Origin of the sequence: Acidovorax sp. PRC11, assembly GCF_031844105.1 — a bacterium.
Classification (GTDB): Bacteria; Pseudomonadota; Gammaproteobacteria; order Burkholderiales; family Burkholderiaceae_C; genus Paracidovorax.
This window is the reverse complement of sequence record NZ_JAUZUQ010000003.1, coordinates 338390-354085: the sequence shown is the minus strand read 5'-3', so window position 1 is coordinate 354085 and position 15696 is coordinate 338390. Positions and strand designations below refer to the sequence as shown.

Below are 15696 nucleotides of genomic sequence, written 5' to 3'. Positions count from 1 at the left end.
ATCTCGCCACGATGCCTTCCACCATGATTTCCGCCAAATACGGCCCCTTCTTCAACGTGGCCCGCGAGCACCAGGTCATCTTCTACTACGTGGGCTACTTCTCGCAGCACATCGTCGCCGCCATGGCGGACGCAGTGAAGCTGCAACTGGAGGTGGCCGGCATCACCGGCCCCACGCGGCGCAAGCTGTTCTCGTCCTTCATCGAAATGGCGCAGAACATCATCCATTACTCCGCCGACATGCTCACGCCGGCGAGCCAGCCCGATGGCGAACTGCGGCACGGATCGGTGTGCATCCGCCGCGACGAGGGCGGCCGCTTCCTGCTGCTGTGCGCCAATCCGATCGACGCGGGCATGGCGGAGGATCTGCGCGCGAAGCTGGAGCCGCTGCGCCACATGACGCTCGACGAGATCAAGCAGGCCTACCGCCAGACGCTGCGCGAGGAAACGCCCTCGGGCAGCAAGGGGGCCGGCATGGGCTTCCTCACCATGGCCCGCGACGCGAGCGAACCGCTGGAATTCGATTTCGACGCCGCCCCGGGCGGGACCGGCGCGCCCGTCTTCTACCTGAAAGCTGCGATCTGACCCGCCCCGGCCCGTTCCCTCCGCAGACCACACGCATGGACAATCTCTACATCGCTCCGACCCCCAGCTCTCCCGAAGTGGATTTCCAGTTCGCCACGCACACCCTCAGCCTGCGCGGCGAGTCCTATCCCGAGAACGCGGCGGCCTTCTACGGCGACATCATCGCGCGGCTCAAGGACTACCTGTCGCAGCAGAGCGGCCAGCGCATCGAGGTGCACATCGCCCTCGCATACTTCAACAGCTCCAGCACGAAGATGCTGTTCAACCTCATCGACGCGCTCAACGAGGCGGTGGAGGCGGGCAATCCGGTGGCGCTGCACTGGTACTACGACGAAGAGGACGACACCATCCTCGAATTCGGGCAGGAACTGAGCGACGACTTCCCTGACCTGGAGTTCAACAGCCATCCCGTGAAACCCGCCTGACCCATGGATTCCATCGCCAATCCCCCGGACCTCTTCGAGTCCGAACACCGTGCGCTGCTGGCCGCGCGTTCCGTCTACGACGCGCCGTGCGATGCCGCGCGGGGGGGGCAGGGCTGCCGGCAGGCCCTGGGCGACCTGCTCACGGCCTATGAGCGGCTGCTGCGGGAGACGCGGCGGCTGGTGCGCCGCAGCGACCGCGCCGAACTGGAGATGAACCAGCTGAACCAGCAGCTCACGGAACTGGCGGACCAGCTGCACTACCGCGCCACGCACGACCCGCTGACGGGCGTGCTCAACCGCTCGGCGATCATCGACCAGGTGAATGGGCAGTTCTCGCTCGGCGGGCTGGCGCTCATCGTGCTCGACATCGACCACTTCAAGCAGGTGAACGACAGTTTCGGCCATCCGAAGGGCGACGAGGTGATCCGCGGCGTCGTCGATTGCCTGCGGTCCGTGGTGCCCCCGGCCGCGCAGATCGGCCGGGTCGGCGGCGAGGAGTTCACCGTGCTGCTGCCGGGCGATTCCGCGCTCGCCTGCAGCCAGGTGGCCGAGGCGGCCCGCGCGGCCATCGAAGGCTGCGAGTTCGGCCTGCCGGACGGCCGCCGCATCACCGCCAGCTTCGGCGTGAGCCGGCTGCCCGCGGGCGGCAGTTTCGACGATGCCTACGGCCTGGCCGACGAGGCGCTGTACGGCGCCAAACGCGGCGGGCGCAATTGCGTGGTGCATGCGGAACGCACGGCACACGCACCGAACCCATGAGCATCCAGGTCGGATACGACGATCTCGCCGCCGACCTGGAAATCCTTCCACCGTCGGCCTGTGCGGACCGCCCCCCCTCGCCGCCATGGCGTGTCCTGGTCGCCGATGCCGATCCGGAGGTGCACGCCACCGCGCGCCGGATGCTGGAGGGACTGGCCCTGATGGGCCGGCCATTGGCGCTGTTGCACGCCCACGATGCCGAGCAGGCCCGTGCCCTGCTGCTGGGCGAGGGCGAACTGGCCGTGGCGCTGCTGGATGCCGGATGGGCCGGCTCCGGGGCGGCGCCGGATCTGCCCGACTTCATCCGCCGCGCGGCGGGGCTGGACAACCTCCGCATCGTGCTGCGCACCGCGCATGCGGGCCACGTGCCCGACCAGGCCCTGCTGCTGCGCCACGACATCGGCGACTACCGCGCCAAGGACGAACTGGAGCAGGGCCATCTGGCACCCACGGTGCTGGCGGCGATCCGGTCGTACGAACAGCGCTGCTCGTACGAAGCCAGCCGCCGCAGCCTGGAGCGCATCGTGCGCTCCAGCGCGGCACTGCTCGCCGAGCACGATCTCCATTCCTTCGCGTCGGAGGTCATCGCCCAGATCGCCGAGCTGCTCGGAACGTGGGCGTGGAACATGGTGTGCGCGCTGCACGGCGGCGCGGGCGGCGGCGACGGGCGCTGCCCGGTGCTCGCCGCCACGGGGCCGTTCGAGGGTTTCGTCGGCCACGCGCTGGAGAGCCTGCCCGGTTTCCGGGGCAAGCCGCTCCTGGACCGCGCCGTGAAGTTCTGCCAGACCGTGCACGGCGAGGAGGGCGGGCTCGCGCTCTATTTCGGCAGCCCGAGCGAGCGCGGCATGGCGGTGTTCGTCGACACGCCCGCCCCCCTGGGCGGGCTGGACCGCCAGCTGCTCGACGTCTTCAGCGCCAACGTGCGGACGCTGCTGCACAACCGCGACCTGCTGGACCGCCTGCGCCGCTTCGCCTACTACGATCCGCTGGTGCGGCTGCCCAACCGGGCGCATTTCGTCGAGAAGGTGGACGACTGCGTGCGGCGGGGCATCGCGCAGGACCACGTCCTCGCGCTCATCGACATCGACGATTTCAGTGCCGCCAACGACGTCATGGGCCACACCTTCGGCGACCGGCTGCTGGAGGCCGTGGCCCGCCGCCTGGCCGATGCGCTGCCCCCCGGCGTGCTGCTCGCGCGCGTGGGCGCCGATACCTTCGGCGTGCTCGGCGAGGCGAGCCGGGTGGCGCTGCCGCGGCTGCTGCAGTGCATGCGCCCGCCGCCCGCGGTGGACGGCGTGCCGCAGAAGGTGTCGCTCACCTGCGGCTACGTGCACCTGCCGTCGCGCGCGCAGGCGGGCGCCGATCTCGTCAAGGACGCCACCATCGCCCTCAAGCGCGCCAAGCGGGACCACCGGGGCCAGCACCTGCAGTACGTGGACCACATGGGCACCGAGGCGCGCGACCGCGCGCTGCTGCTGTCCGAACTGCGCGCGGCCATCGACGACGCGCAGCTGTTTCTGGTCTACCAGCCGCAGGTGCGGCTGGACACGGGCGAACTGGTCGGGCTGGAGGCGCTGCTGCGCTGGCGCACCCGCGACGGCCGGTTTATCCCGCCGGACGAATTCATTCCCATGGCGGAGCATTCCGGGCTGATCGTGCCGCTCGGCCAGTGGGTGCTCTCGACCGCCTGCCGCACCATGCGCATGCTGGCGGACGCGGGCCAGGCCCCGGCGCGCATCGCCGTCAATGTCTCGGTCGTGCAGCTGCAGGATCCCGCGTTCCTCGACGCGGTGCGCGCGGCGCTCGCCGCGAGCGGCCTGCAGGGCCGGCACCTGGAACTGGAGATCACCGAATCGGTGGCGGTGGTGCCCACGCAGTTGTTGCAGCAGACGCTCGCTGCCCTGCGCGCGGACGGCGTCAGCATCGCCATCGACGATTTCGGCACCGGCTACTCGTCGCTCAGCTACCTCGAGCAGTTGCCGCTCGACCGCATCAAGATCGACCGCAGCTTCGTGCGGCGCCCCACGGGTGCGCAGGGCGCGCGGATCGCCGAGATGATCGTGAACCTGGGCCAGCAGCTCGGCCTGCGCGTGATGGCCGAGGGCATCGAGGACGACGCGGCGTGGAACACCCTGCTGCGCATGGGGTGCGACGAGGGCCAGGGCTACCACATCGCCCGCCCCATGGACCTGCCGGCGCTGCGCGTGTGGCTGGCGGAGCGGGCCGCGGCCGGTCAGGCAGCCGTGGAGCGCAGCGGCGGCTGATAGGTCGCGAGGCGCTCTTTGCCTTGAAGAACGGCTTCACGGCTGCGATGTTGCCCTCCACGGCGACGGTGTCCGTGTCCAGGTCGTGGCTCATGCCCTTGGCGCAGGTGCCGTTCCAGACGGCGTCGGCGGCGGGGGCGGCCACCGCGCGGCCATCGGGTCCCACCAGCTGGCCGGCCTGGATGCGGAAGCCCTGCCGCGCCGCCACCCGCGTGGGCAGGCGCATGTAGTTGTGGCCGGTCGCGCCGTGGGCATCCGCAGCGGCGGGAGCGTGGGAGGGCGTGTCGCTTGGTGGAGCGGCCATGGGAGAACCTTTCCAACGCGAAAGGAAGGGACGTGGGGAGGGTGCGAACGCCACCTTAACGTCGCTTCTTGCGCTCTGCGGTAGCCGACTGTTGGGCGTCGCTCCCACGCCGCCGCGCGGCGTTCGCTTGCATCCGCAGGCGCGAACCTCTGTCCCAGCCGGGACAACCCTGGCTGGCAACCGCGCCCGGACTCTCTAGAATCAAAAAGCACGACCGTTCTTTTCCATACCAAACCAAGGGACAAGCAATGACCGCTGAATACCAAGTCCACGGCGATGTAGCCGTGATCACCCTGGCCAACCCGCCCGTGAACGGGTTGGGCCACGCCACGCGCAAGGGCATCACCGACGGGCTGGCCCGCGCGAATGCCGATGCGGCCGTGAAGGCCATCGTCGTCACGGGGGCCGGCGGCGCGTTCTCCGGCGGCGCGGACATCAAGGAATTCGGCACGGACAAGGCCATGCAGGAACCCAACCTGCATTCGGTGATCCGCGCGGTGGAAGGCTCGGCCAAGCCCGTCGTGGCTGCCATCCACACCGTGTGCATGGGCGGCGGCCTGGAGCTGGCCCTGGGCTGCCACTACCGCATCGCCGCTCCCGGCTGCAGCATGGCGCTGCCCGAAGTGAAGCTGGGGCTGCTGCCCGGCGCGGGCGGCACCCAGCGCCTGCCGCGCGTCGTCGGCGTGGAAGCCGCGCTCAACATGATCGTGAGCGGCGAGCCCGTGAAGAGCGAACTGATCGGCGGCATGCCCGGCCAGAAGCTGTTCGACAAAATGGCCGCCTCGGCCGAGTCGCTCGCCGAAGAGGCCCTGGCCTTCGCGCGCAGCGTGGCCGACACGCGCCCGCTGCCGCTGGTGCGCAACCTGCCCGCCAAGCACCCGCAGGGCGATGCCTACTTCCAGTTCGCCCGCAACATGGTCAAGGGCATGGCGAAGAACTTCCCCGCGCCGCTCAAGTGTGTGGACGCCGTGGAAGCCGCCACCAAGCGCAAGTTCGAGGACGGCCTGGCCTACGAGCGCGAGCTGTTCGTCAACCTGATGTGGACGCCGGAATCCCGTGCCCTGCGCCACCTGTTCCTGGCCGAGCGCGCCGCGAGCAAGATCCCCGACGTGCCGTCGGATACCCCGAAGCGCGAGATCCGCAAGGTGGGCGTGATCGGCGCCGGCACCATGGGCGGCGGCATCAGCATGAACTTCCTGAACGCCGGCATTCCCGTCACGATTCTCGAGACCAAGCAGGAAGCGCTGGACCGGGGCCTCGCCACCATCCGCAAGAACTACGAGGCGCAGGTCGCCAAGGGCAAGCTCAAGCAGGACAAGTACGAGCAGCGCATGGCCCTGCTCACCTCCACGCTGAGCTATGACGACCTCAAGGACGTCGATCTCGTCATCGAGGCCGTGTTCGAAGAGATGGGCGTCAAGGAAACCGTGTTCAAGAAACTCGACGAGGTCGCCAAGCCCGGCGCCATCCTGGCTTCCAACACCTCCACGCTCGACGTGGACCAGATCGCCGCCTTCACGAAGCGTCCGCAGGACGTGGTCGGCATGCACTTCTTCAGCCCCGCCAACGTGATGAAGCTGCTGGAGGTGGTGCGCGGCAAGGAAACCGCCAAGGACGTGCTCGCCACCGTGATGGCGCTCGCCAAGAAGATCAAGAAGACGGCGGTGGTCTCCGGCGTGTGCGATGGCTTCATCGGCAACCGGATGATCGAGCGCTACAGCCAGCAGGCCGGCTTCCTGCTGGACGAAGGCGCCACGCCCCAGCAGGTGGACAAGGCCATCGAGAAGTTTGGCTTCGCCATGGGCCCGTTCCGCATGGGCGACCTCGCCGGCAACGACATCGGCTGGGCGATCCGCAAGCGCCGCGCCGTCGAGCGCCCGGACATGAAGTACAGCCGCACGGCCGACAAGCTCTGCGAACTGGGCCGCTACGGCCAGAAGACCGGTGCCGGCTGGTACGACTACAAGCCCGGCAAGCGCGACGCGATCCCGAGCGATCTGGTGAACCAGATGATCGAGGACCACCGCAAGGAACTCGGCATCACGCCGCGCAAGATCAGCGACGAGGAGATCGTGCAGCGCCTGGTCTACGCCCTGGTGAACGAGGGCGCGAAGATTCTGGAAGAGGGCATCGCGAGCAAGTCCGGCGACATCGACATGGTGTACCTGACGGGCTACGGCTTCCCCATCCACCGCGGCGGCCCGATGCACTACGCGAGCGAAGTGGGCCTCTTCAACGTCGCGCAGTCGATGCAGCGCTTCGCGCAGAACCCGCTGGACGATGCCGCCGCGTGGGAACCCGCGCCGCTGCTCTCCCGACTCGCCGCCGAGGGCAAGGCTTTCGCCTGACCGCCGCCGTCCGCATGTTTGCAAAGAACCAGGAATTCCGCACATGACCTCCGCAGTGATCGTTTCCACCGCCCGCACGCCGCTCGCCAAGAGCTGGAAGGGCTCCTTCAACATGACCCATGGCGCCACGCTCGGCGGCCATGCGGTGCAGCATGCCGTGCAGCGCGCCGGCATCGACGGCGCCGAAGTCGACGACGTCATCATGGGCTGCGCCAACCCCGAAGGCGCGACCGGCGCCAACATCGCGCGCCAGATCGCGCTGCGCGCCGGCCTGCCCGTCACCACCTCGGGCATGACGGTGAACCGCTTCTGCTCCTCGGGCCTGCAGACCATCGCGCTCGCAGCCCAGCGCGTGATCGCCGGCGAGGCCGAGGTGTTCGTGGCCGGCGGCGTCGAGAGCATCTCCTGCGTGCAGCAGGAAATGAACACGCACATGCTGCGCGACCTCGCACTGGCCAAGGCCAAGCCCGAGATCTACTGGAGCATGCTGGAGACCGCCGAACAGGTCGCCAAGCGCTACCACATCGGCCGCGACGCGATGGACGAATACGGCGCCGCCAGCCAGCAGAAGGCCTGCGCCGCGCAGGCCGCCGGCAAGTTCGACGACGAGATCGCGCCCATCACCGTCACGGCCGGCGTGGCCGACAAGACCCTGGGCCTGATCACCAGGCAGGTCACGGTGAGCAAAGACGAAGGCACGCGCGAGGGCACCACGAAGGAAGGCATCGCCGGCATCAAGCCCGCGCTGCCGGGCGGCGTGATCTCGGCCGGCAACGCGAGCCAGTTCTCCGACGGCGCGGGTGCCTGCGTCATCACGAGCGAAGACTATGCGAGCCGCAAGGGCCTCAAGCCCCTGGGCCGCTTCCTCGGCTTCGCGGTGGCAGGCTGCGAGCCCGACGAGATGGGCATCGGCCCCGTCTTCGCCGTGCCCAAGGTGCTCAAGAAGCTGGGCCTGACGGTGCAGGACATCGACCTGTGGGAGCTGAACGAAGCCTTCGCCGTGCAGGTGCTGTACTGCCGCGACAAGCTCGGCATCCCGGCCGACCGCCTGAACGTGAACGGCGGCGCGATCGCCCTGGGCCACCCCTACGGCGTGAGCGGCCAGCGCCTCACGGGCCATGCGCTCATCGAAGGCCGCCGCCGCGGCGCCAAGCGCGTCTGCGTGACGATGTGCATCGGCGGCGGCATGGGTGCCGCCGGCGTGTTCGAAGTGTTCTGAGAACGGCCGGCACCCCCTCCGTTCGCCCGATCGAGCCCCGTGCCGGCCCCATGCCCGCACGGGGCTCGTTTTTTGCAGCACCCCCGCGCGGCCACGTCACGCAGCAGACACTGCGCGCCGCGGCCCGCTTCCATAATTTGCCGCATGACGACGCCCCTCCGCTCCACCCTCGATTTCCTGCTCCACGACTGGCTGCGGGCCGACGCGCTCACGCCGCGCGAGCGCTTCGCCGACCATTCGCGCGAGACCTTCGACGCCGTGCTCGATACCTGCGAGCGCATCGCGCGCGAGAAGTACGCGCCGTTCAACCGCCTCGTCGACACCGAGGAGCCGCACACCGTCACCGAGCCCGACGGCACGCTGCGCGTGGTGCTGCCGCAGGCGACCTACGAGGCGCGCCGTGCCTACGCCGAATCGGGCCTGCTCAGTGCCGCGCAGGACTACGACGTGGGCGGCATGCAGCTGCCCTACACCGTGGAGGCCGCGGCCAACAGCTTCTTTGCGGTGGCATCGATCAGCATCGGCTCCAACCTGCTCACGGCCGGCAACGCGAACCTGCTGATGGCGCACGGCACGCCGAAGCAGAAGGAGGTGTTCGCGCTCAACGAGTTCAACGGCCGCTGGGCCGGCACCATGTGCCTGTCGGAGCCGCAGGCCGGCTCGTCGCTCTCCGACGTGGCCACGCGCGCGGTGCCCGACGGCGCCGGTTCCGAGAGCGATGCGCTCGGCCCGCGCTACCGCCTCACCGGCAACAAGATGTGGATCAGCTCGGGCGACCACGAACTCACCGAGAACATCGTGCATCTCGTGCTCGCGAAGATCCCCGGGCCGGACGGCAAGCTGGTGCCGGGCGTGAAAGGCATCTCGCTGTTCATCGTGCCCAAGCGGCTGGTGGACGAGGAGGGCGGGCTGACCGGCGAGCGCAACGACGTGGCGCTGGCGGGCCTCAACCACAAGCTCGGCTGGCGCGGCACCACCAACACGCTGCTCAATTTCGGCGAGGGCCGCTACCCGGTGCGCGGCGGCGCGGGCGCCATCGGCTACCTCGTGGGCAAGCCCGGCGAAGGCCTGCGCTGCATGTTCCACATGATGAACGAGGCGCGCATCGGCATCGGCATGGCGGCCACCATGCTGGGCCTGGCGGGCTACTACGCCAGCCTGGACTATGCCCGCGAGCGCACGCAGGGCCGGCCGATCGTCTCCCACGCGGCCGGCGCCGCGGGCAAGGCCGCCAAGGATGCCTCCGCGCCGCCGGTGCGGCTCATCGAGCACGCCGACATCCGCCGCATGCTGCTCGCGCAGAAGAGCTACGGCGAAGGTGCGCTCGCGCTCAACCTCTACTGCGCGCGCCTGGTGGACGAGCAGCACACGGGCGACGCGCAGGCCGCCGACGAAGCCCGCCTGCTGCTCGAAGTGCTCACGCCGATCGCCAAGAGCTGGCCGAGCGAGTGGTGTCTGGAGGCCAACTCCCTGGCCATCCAGATCCACGGCGGCTACGGCTACACGCGCGACTTCCCGGTGGAGCAGTACTGGCGCGACAACCGCCTCAACATGATCCACGAAGGCACGCACGGCATCCAGGCGATGGACCTGCTGGGCCGCAAGGTGGTGATGGAGGGCGGCCGCGGGCTGCAGCTGCTCGCGGGCCGCGTGAACGCCACCATCCAGCGCGCGATGGAGCATCCCGACCTCGCCGCACATGCCAACGAGCTCGCGCGCGCGCTGGCCGAGGTCGGCGCCGCCACCAAGGCGGCCTGGGCCACGGGCGAGCCCGCCGAGGCGCTGGCCAATGCGGTGCCCTACATGCAGGCGGCCGGGCACATGGTGCTCGCGTGGATCTGGCTGGATCTGGCCGTCGCCGTGCTGGCGCGCGGTGGGGCGGCCGCGCAGGCCACCGATGCCGCCGACGCGGGGCGCCTGGGCGCCATGCGCTACTTCTTCCGCTACGAGCTGCCGAAGATCGGCGCATGGCTGAACGTGGTCCGCACGCGGGACATGACCTGCGCCGAGATGCCCGAGGACGGCTTCTGATCCGCCGCGCGGCGCGGAGCCGATCGCGCACGCGACAAGCCCCCGCCGCCGCGCCCCGCACAATGCCCCGCGAACCCCATTACCGACGACAGGAGACACACCCATGACCCGCACGGTCCAGCAACTTTTCGATCTTTCCGGCAAGACCGCCCTCGTCACCGGCGGCTCGCGCGGCCTCGGGCTGCAGATCGCCCAGGCGCTCGGCGAGGCCGGCGCGAAGATCATGCTGACGTCCCGCAAGGCGGCCGACCTGGAGGAGTCCGCGGCCACGCTGCAGGCCGCCGGGATCGACGCGCGCTGGATCGCCGCCGACTGCGGACAAGAGGCCGACATCCAGCGCCTCGCGCAGGAAACGCTGCAGCGCATGGGCGACGTCGACATCCTCGTGAACAACGCCGGCGCGAGCTGGGGCGCGGCGGCGGAAGACCATCCGACCGCCGCCTGGGACAAGGTGATGAACCTCAACGTGCGCGGCTACTTCCTGTTGTCGCAGGCCATCGCCAAGCACAGCATGATCCCGCGCAAGAGCGGGCGCATCATCAACGTGGCCTCCATCGCCGGGCTGGGCGGCAACCCCATCCAGATGAAGACCATCGCCTACAACACCTCCAAGGGCGCGGTGATCAACTTCACGCGCGCGCTGGCGGCCGAGTGGGGCGTGTACGGCATCAACGTGAACGCGATCTGCCCGGGCTTCTTCAAGACCAAGATGGCCTCGGTGCTGATCGAGACGCTGGGGGAGCAGAAGATGGCCGAGCACGCGCCCCTGCGCCGCCTGGGCGACGACGAAGACCTCAAGGGCCTGTGCCTGCTCTACGCGTCCGACGCCGGCAAGCACATCACCGGCCAGTGGCTGGCCGTCGACGGCGGCGTGAGCGTGGTGACGGGCGGCTGACGCGGCCCCCCGGCGCGGCGGCCCCCCGCGCGGGCAGGCCGCGCCGCCTTCGCTATGCTGCCGGTTTCCTGTTCCTGATGGAGTCTTGCCCCGTGTTGAGTTTCGGTGTCGAAATCCCCTTTGTCAGCCACCTCGGCTTCACCCTGCACCGCATGGAGGCCGGCGAATCCGAACTGCGCTACACCGCGCAGGCGGAGCATCTCAATTCCTTCGCCGTCACGCACGGCGGCGCGACCATGACGCTCATGGACGTCGCCATGGCCACCGCCGCGCGCAGCGAGGTGCCCGACGACGTGGGCGTGGTCACCATCGAGATGAAGACCAGCTTCATGTTCGCCGCGCGCGGGCCGCTGGTCGCGCGCGGCAAGCTCCTGCACCGCACGAAGTCGCTCGCATTCACCGAGGCCAGCATCTACGACGCCGAAGGGCGCCTGTGCAGCCACGCCACCGGCACCTTCAAGTACATGGCGCGCCCGGCCCAGCCGTCGGCCGCCGTGCCGACCGACTGATCCACCCCCGAAAAGGAGTTTCCCCATGCCCCGCAATCAGCAGATCCTTCTGGACAACCGCCCCCAGGGCGAGGCCAGCACCGGCAATTTCAAGCTGGTCACCACCGACACGCCCGCGCTGCAGGACGGCCAGGTGCTCGTGCGCCACCACTACCTGAGCCTCGACCCCTACATGCGCGGGCGCATGAACGACAGCAAGAGCTACGCCGCGTCGCAGCCGCTGGGCGAGGTGATGATCGGCGGCACGGTGGGCGAAGTGGTGGAGAGCCGCCATCCCAAGTACGCCGTGGGCGACAAGGTCGTCGGCATGGGCGGCTGGCAGGAATACGGGGTGGTCGACGGCAACGAGCCCGGCATGCTGCGCAAGGTGGACACCACCCATGTGCCGCTCTCGCACTACCTGGGCGCCGTGGGCATGCCCGGCGTGACGGCCTGGTACGGCCTGGTCAAGATCATCGAGCCCAAGGCGGGCGAGACCGTGGTGGTCAGCGCCGCCACCGGCGCCGTGGGCAGCGCCTTCGCCGCGCTGGCCAAGGCGCGCGGCTGCCGCGTGGTGGGCATCGCCGGCGGCCCGGAGAAGTGCCGCTACGCCACCGAAGAGCTGGGCTTCGACGCCTGCATCGACCACCGCGAGCACGGCGACCTGAAAGCCATGTCCAAGGCCCTGAAGGAAGCCTGCCCGAACGGCATCGACGGCTATTTCGAGAACGTCGGCGGCTACATCCTCGACGCCGTGCTGCTGCGCGCCAACGCGTTCGCGCGCGTGGCCGTGTGCGGCATGATCGCCGGCTACGACGGCCAGCCGCTGCCGCTGCAGAACCCGGCCCTCATCCTCGTCAACCGCATGAAGGTGCAGGGCTTCATCGTGAGCGAGCACATGGAGATCTGGCCCGACGCGCTCAAGGAACTCGGCGGCCTCGTCGGCTCCGGCAAGCTGCGCCCGCGCGAGACGGTGGCCGAGGGCATCGCCGCCGCGCCCGAGGCCTTCCTGGGCCTGCTCAAGGGCAAGAACTTCGGCAAGCAGCTGGTCAAGCTGGTCTGATCGTGGCAGCCCTGCACTGGCACTGGTCGCGTTTCGACGACATGGGCGTCCATGCGCTGCACGACGCCCTCGCGCTGCGCTGCCGCGTGTTCATCCTGGAGCAGGGCCCCTACCAGGACCCGGACGATGCCGATAAGCGCTCCTGGCACCTGCTGGGCCGCGCTGCGCCCGGCGGGCCGCTGCTGGCCACGCTGCGCGTCGCCGATCCCGGCGTGAACTACCCCGAGCCGTCCATCGGCCGCGTGGTGACCGCTCCGGAAGCCCGCGGCACCGGCGCCGGCCGCGCGCTGGTGCGCGAGGGCCTCGCCCGCTGCGCCGCCGCCTGGCCCGGCAGGGCGGTGCGCATCAGCGCGCAGGCGCACCTGCAGCGCTTCTACGGCGAGGTCGGCTTCACGACCGTCTCGGACGAATACCTCGAAGACGGCATTCCGCACGTGGAGATGCTGTGGACGCCGCCTGCGGCACCGGCGTAGCCTCGGCGTTCCTTGCCCCGCTGCGCTGCCTGCCGCGCCGCCAACCCCTGTCCAGGAGATGCCATGACCGCTTCGTCCGAACCCATCCTGCACCACTACCCCTCGTCGCCGTTCTCCGAAAAGATCCGCCTCGCGCTGGGTTTCAAGCAGCTCGCGTGGAAGTCGGTCATCGTGCCGAGCATCGCGCCCAAGCCCGACGTGGTCGCGCTCACGGGCGGCTACCGGCGCACCCCGTTCCTGCAGATCGGCGCGGACATCTACTGCGACACGGCCCTGATCTGCGACGTGCTGGAGCACGTCCAGCCCGAGCCCGTGCTCTACCCGCCGGCGCTCAAGGGCGCCGTGCGCGTCTTCGCCCAATGGGCCGACAGCACGCTGTTCTGGACCGCCATGGCCTACAACCTGCAGCCGCGTGGCGCGGCGGAGCTGTTCGCGAACCTGCCGCCCGCCGCCGCCCAGGCCTTCGGCGCCGACCGCAAGGCCATGAGCGCCGGCATGCAGCGCCTGCGCCCCGCGGACGCCACGGCGGCCTACCGCTCCTACCTGCGGCGCATCGCCCACATGGTGGAGGAGCATGAATTCCTGTTCGGCGCGGAACCCTGCGTGGCCGACTTCGCCGCCTACCACCCGCTCTGGTTCACGCGGCAGTGCGTGCCGGTGATGGCGGACATCTTCAAGGCCACGCCCGCCGTGCTGGAGTGGATGGACCGCATCGCCGCCATCGGCCACGGCCGCATGGAGAAATTCTCGTCGCAGGACGCGATCACCGTTGCCGCGAACGCCGAGCCGCTGCCGCTCGTGGACGACGTCTTCCAGGACGAGCACGGCATCGCGCTCGGCAGCCGCGTGGCGATCGCCGCCGAGAGCTTCGGCCTGGAACCCACCGAGGGCGTGCTCGTGGCCGCCACGCGCACGCGCTACACGGTGGCCCGCACCGACCCGCGCGCGGGCCTGCTCCACGTGCATTTCCCGCGCATCGGCTACACGCTCACCACCACGGAGACAAAAGCACCATGATCGAAGACTTCCAGGGAAAGACCGCCGTGCTCACCGGCGCGGGATCGGGGTTCGGGCTCGAATGCGCCCGCATCGGCGCGCGGCGCGGCATGCGCCTCGTGCTGGTGGACGTGCAGCAGGACGCGCTCGACCAGGCGGAAGCCGAAATGCGCGCCGCCGGCGCCGACGTGCTCGCCCGCCGCGTGGACGTATCGGACGCCGCGCAGATGGAGCAGCTCGCCGCCGACGTGCGCGAGCGCTTCGGCGCACCGCACTTCGTCTTCAACAACGCCGGCGTGGGAGCCGGCGGACTGCTGTGGGAGAACACCGTCGCCGACTGGAACTGGGTGCTCGGCGTGAACCTCATGGGCGTGGTGCACGGCGTGCGCCTCTTCACGCCGATGATGCTGGATGCCGCCCGGCAGGACCCGGCCTGGCGTGGCCACATCGTCAACACCGCCAGCATGGCCGGCCTGCTCACGCCGCCCAACATGGGCATCTACAACGTGAGCAAGCATGCGGTGGTCAGCCTCACCGAAACCCTCTACCAGGATCTGGCCCTGGTGACGGACCAGGTCGGCGCCAGCGTGCTCTGCCCGTACTTCGTGCCCACCGGCATCGGCCGCAGCGAGCGCAACCGGCCGGACGCGGTCACCGCGCCGCCGACGCGCAGCCAGCTCATCGGCCAGGCCATGACCGACAAGGCCGTGGGCAGCGGCAAGGTCACTGCGGCCGAAGTGGCGCAGATGGTGTTCGACGGCATCGCCGCCAACCGGTTCTATCTCTTCAGCCATCCCCAGGCCCTGGGCAACGTGCAGAGCCGCATGGAAAGCATCGTGGCCGTGCGCAACCCCCCGGACCCCTTCCTGGAGCGGCCCGATATCGGCCAGCGCCTGCGCGAGCAGCTGCGCGCGGAGCCCGGCACGGCGCGCTGACGGACGCTGCCTGCGCGCCTGCCTGCCATGGCCGTCGGGACGCCGCGGCGGGCGGGGCAGGGCGGGCGGCACGCGGCCCCCAATGCCGCGGCGCCCTCGCGGCGACCCGGCCGCCTCAGCGCGGCGCGAGCCGGATCGCGCCGTCCAGGCGGATCACCTCGCCGTTCAGCATGTCGTTCTCGAAGATGTGGCGCGCCAGGCGCGCATAGTCTTCCGGCGTGCCGAGCCGGCTGGGGAAGGGTACGCCGGCCGCCAGCGCGTCCTGCACCTCCTGCGGCATGCCAAACAGCATCGGCGTGCCGAAAATGCCCGGTGCGATCGTCATGTTGCGGATGCCGTTGCGCGCCAGGTCGCGCGCGATCGGCAGCGTCATGCCCACGATGCCGCCCTTCGAGGCCGAATAGGCCGCCTGGCCGATCTGGCCGTCGTACGCAGCCACGCTGGCGGTGGAGATGAGCACGCCGCGCTCGCCCGTCGCCTCGGGCTCGTTGCGCGACATGGCTTCGGCCGCGAGGCGGATCATGTTGAAGCTGCCGATCAGGTTCACCGTCACGGTCTTGGTGAACAGTGCCAGGGCGTGCGCGCCGTTCTTGCCCACCGTCTTCTCGGCCGGCGCGATGCCCGCGCAATTGACGAGGCCCATCAGCTTGCCCTGCTCCACGGCCTGCGCCACCACCGCCTGCCCATCGGCCTCGCTGGTCACGTCGCAGCGCACGAACGTGCCGCCGATCTCGCGCGCCACGGCCTCGCCCTTGTCGGCCTGCATGTCCGCGATCACCACGCGCCCGCCCTGCGCGGCCAGCATGCGCGCCGTGCCTTCGCCCAGGCCCGAGGCGCCGCCCGTGACGATGAAAACCTTGCCCTGAATGTCCATGGAACTGTCTCCTCTAGGTGTGACGTTGACGTAAACGT

The 15696-nt window shown here is 69.8% G+C and carries 14 protein-coding genes; 13 read left to right on the top strand and 1 reads right to left on the bottom strand.

Annotated elements, in window-relative coordinates; genetic code table 11:
• Positions 1-23: 23 nt before the first annotated feature.
• The 13 genes from Q9R47_RS05515 (at position 24) to Q9R47_RS05455 (ending at position 14784) form a co-directional block, all read left to right on the top strand.
• Positions 24-584, top strand: a complete 561-nt coding sequence (locus Q9R47_RS05515; RefSeq protein WP_404977096.1) for a SiaB family protein kinase — start codon at positions 24-26, stop codon at positions 582-584.
• A 35-nt stretch (positions 585-619) separates the two neighbouring features.
• Positions 620-1009: a DUF1987 domain-containing protein gene (locus tag Q9R47_RS05510; protein ID WP_311232198.1), complete on the top strand. Its 390-nt coding sequence runs from the start codon at positions 620-622 to the stop codon at positions 1007-1009.
• 3 nt (positions 1010-1012) lie between these two features.
• The gene (locus Q9R47_RS05505; protein WP_311232197.1) at positions 1013-1768 is read left to right on the top strand and encodes a GGDEF domain-containing protein; all 756 of its coding nucleotides are present in this window, start codon (positions 1013-1015) and stop codon (positions 1766-1768) included.
• Positions 1765-4032: an EAL domain-containing protein gene (locus Q9R47_RS05500; protein ID WP_311232196.1), complete on the top strand. Its 2268-nt coding sequence runs from the start codon at positions 1765-1767 to the stop codon at positions 4030-4032. The genes Q9R47_RS05505 and Q9R47_RS05500 overlap by 4 nt, the downstream gene beginning before the upstream one ends.
• Positions 4033-4584: 552 nt before the next feature.
• Positions 4585-6684 (top strand): 3-hydroxyacyl-CoA dehydrogenase NAD-binding domain-containing protein, encoded by a 2100-nt coding sequence (locus Q9R47_RS05495; protein WP_311232195.1) that lies wholly within the window; start codon positions 4585-4587, stop codon positions 6682-6684.
• Positions 6685-6727: 43 nt separating this feature from the next.
• On the top strand, positions 6728-7903 hold the full coding sequence (locus Q9R47_RS05490) for an acetyl-CoA C-acyltransferase (RefSeq protein WP_311232194.1): 1176 nt from the start codon (positions 6728-6730) through the stop codon (positions 7901-7903).
• Positions 7904-8047: 144 nt separating this feature from the next.
• Positions 8048-9934 carry an acyl-CoA dehydrogenase gene (locus Q9R47_RS05485; protein WP_311232193.1) on the top strand — a complete coding sequence of 629 codons (1887 nt, stop codon included), beginning with the start codon at positions 8048-8050 and terminating at the stop codon, positions 9932-9934.
• A gap of 103 nt (positions 9935-10037) precedes the next feature.
• Entirely contained in the window at positions 10038-10829 is a 792-nt protein-coding gene (locus tag Q9R47_RS05480) for an SDR family oxidoreductase (protein ID WP_311232192.1), read from the top strand.
• Between the two features lie 92 nt (positions 10830-10921).
• Positions 10922-11338 (top strand): PaaI family thioesterase, encoded by a 417-nt coding sequence (locus Q9R47_RS05475; RefSeq protein ID WP_311232191.1) that lies wholly within the window; start codon positions 10922-10924, stop codon positions 11336-11338.
• A 25-nt stretch (positions 11339-11363) separates the two neighbouring features.
• Positions 11364-12380 carry an NADP-dependent oxidoreductase gene (locus tag Q9R47_RS05470; RefSeq protein ID WP_311232190.1) on the top strand — a complete coding sequence of 339 codons (1017 nt, stop codon included), beginning with the start codon at positions 11364-11366 and terminating at the stop codon, positions 12378-12380.
• A complete protein-coding gene (locus Q9R47_RS05465) occupies positions 12380-12853 on the top strand; it encodes a GNAT family N-acetyltransferase (protein WP_311232223.1) in 474 nt (157 codons plus the stop codon). Before Q9R47_RS05470 ends, Q9R47_RS05465 begins: the two co-directional genes overlap by 1 nt.
• Positions 12854-12916: 63 nt before the next feature.
• Positions 12917-13870 carry a glutathione S-transferase family protein gene (locus tag Q9R47_RS05460; protein WP_311232189.1) on the top strand — a complete coding sequence of 318 codons (954 nt, stop codon included), beginning with the start codon at positions 12917-12919 and terminating at the stop codon, positions 13868-13870.
• Positions 13867-14784, top strand: a complete 918-nt coding sequence (locus tag Q9R47_RS05455) for an SDR family oxidoreductase (protein ID WP_311232188.1) — start codon at positions 13867-13869, stop codon at positions 14782-14784. Before Q9R47_RS05460 ends, Q9R47_RS05455 begins: the two co-directional genes overlap by 4 nt.
• Before the next feature lie 115 nt (positions 14785-14899).
• Here Q9R47_RS05455 and Q9R47_RS05450 read toward each other — a convergent pair whose 3' ends face one another.
• Entirely contained in the window at positions 14900-15658 is a 759-nt protein-coding gene (locus Q9R47_RS05450; RefSeq protein WP_311232187.1) for a 3-hydroxyacyl-CoA dehydrogenase, read from the bottom strand.
• Positions 15659-15696 lie beyond the last annotated feature (38 nt).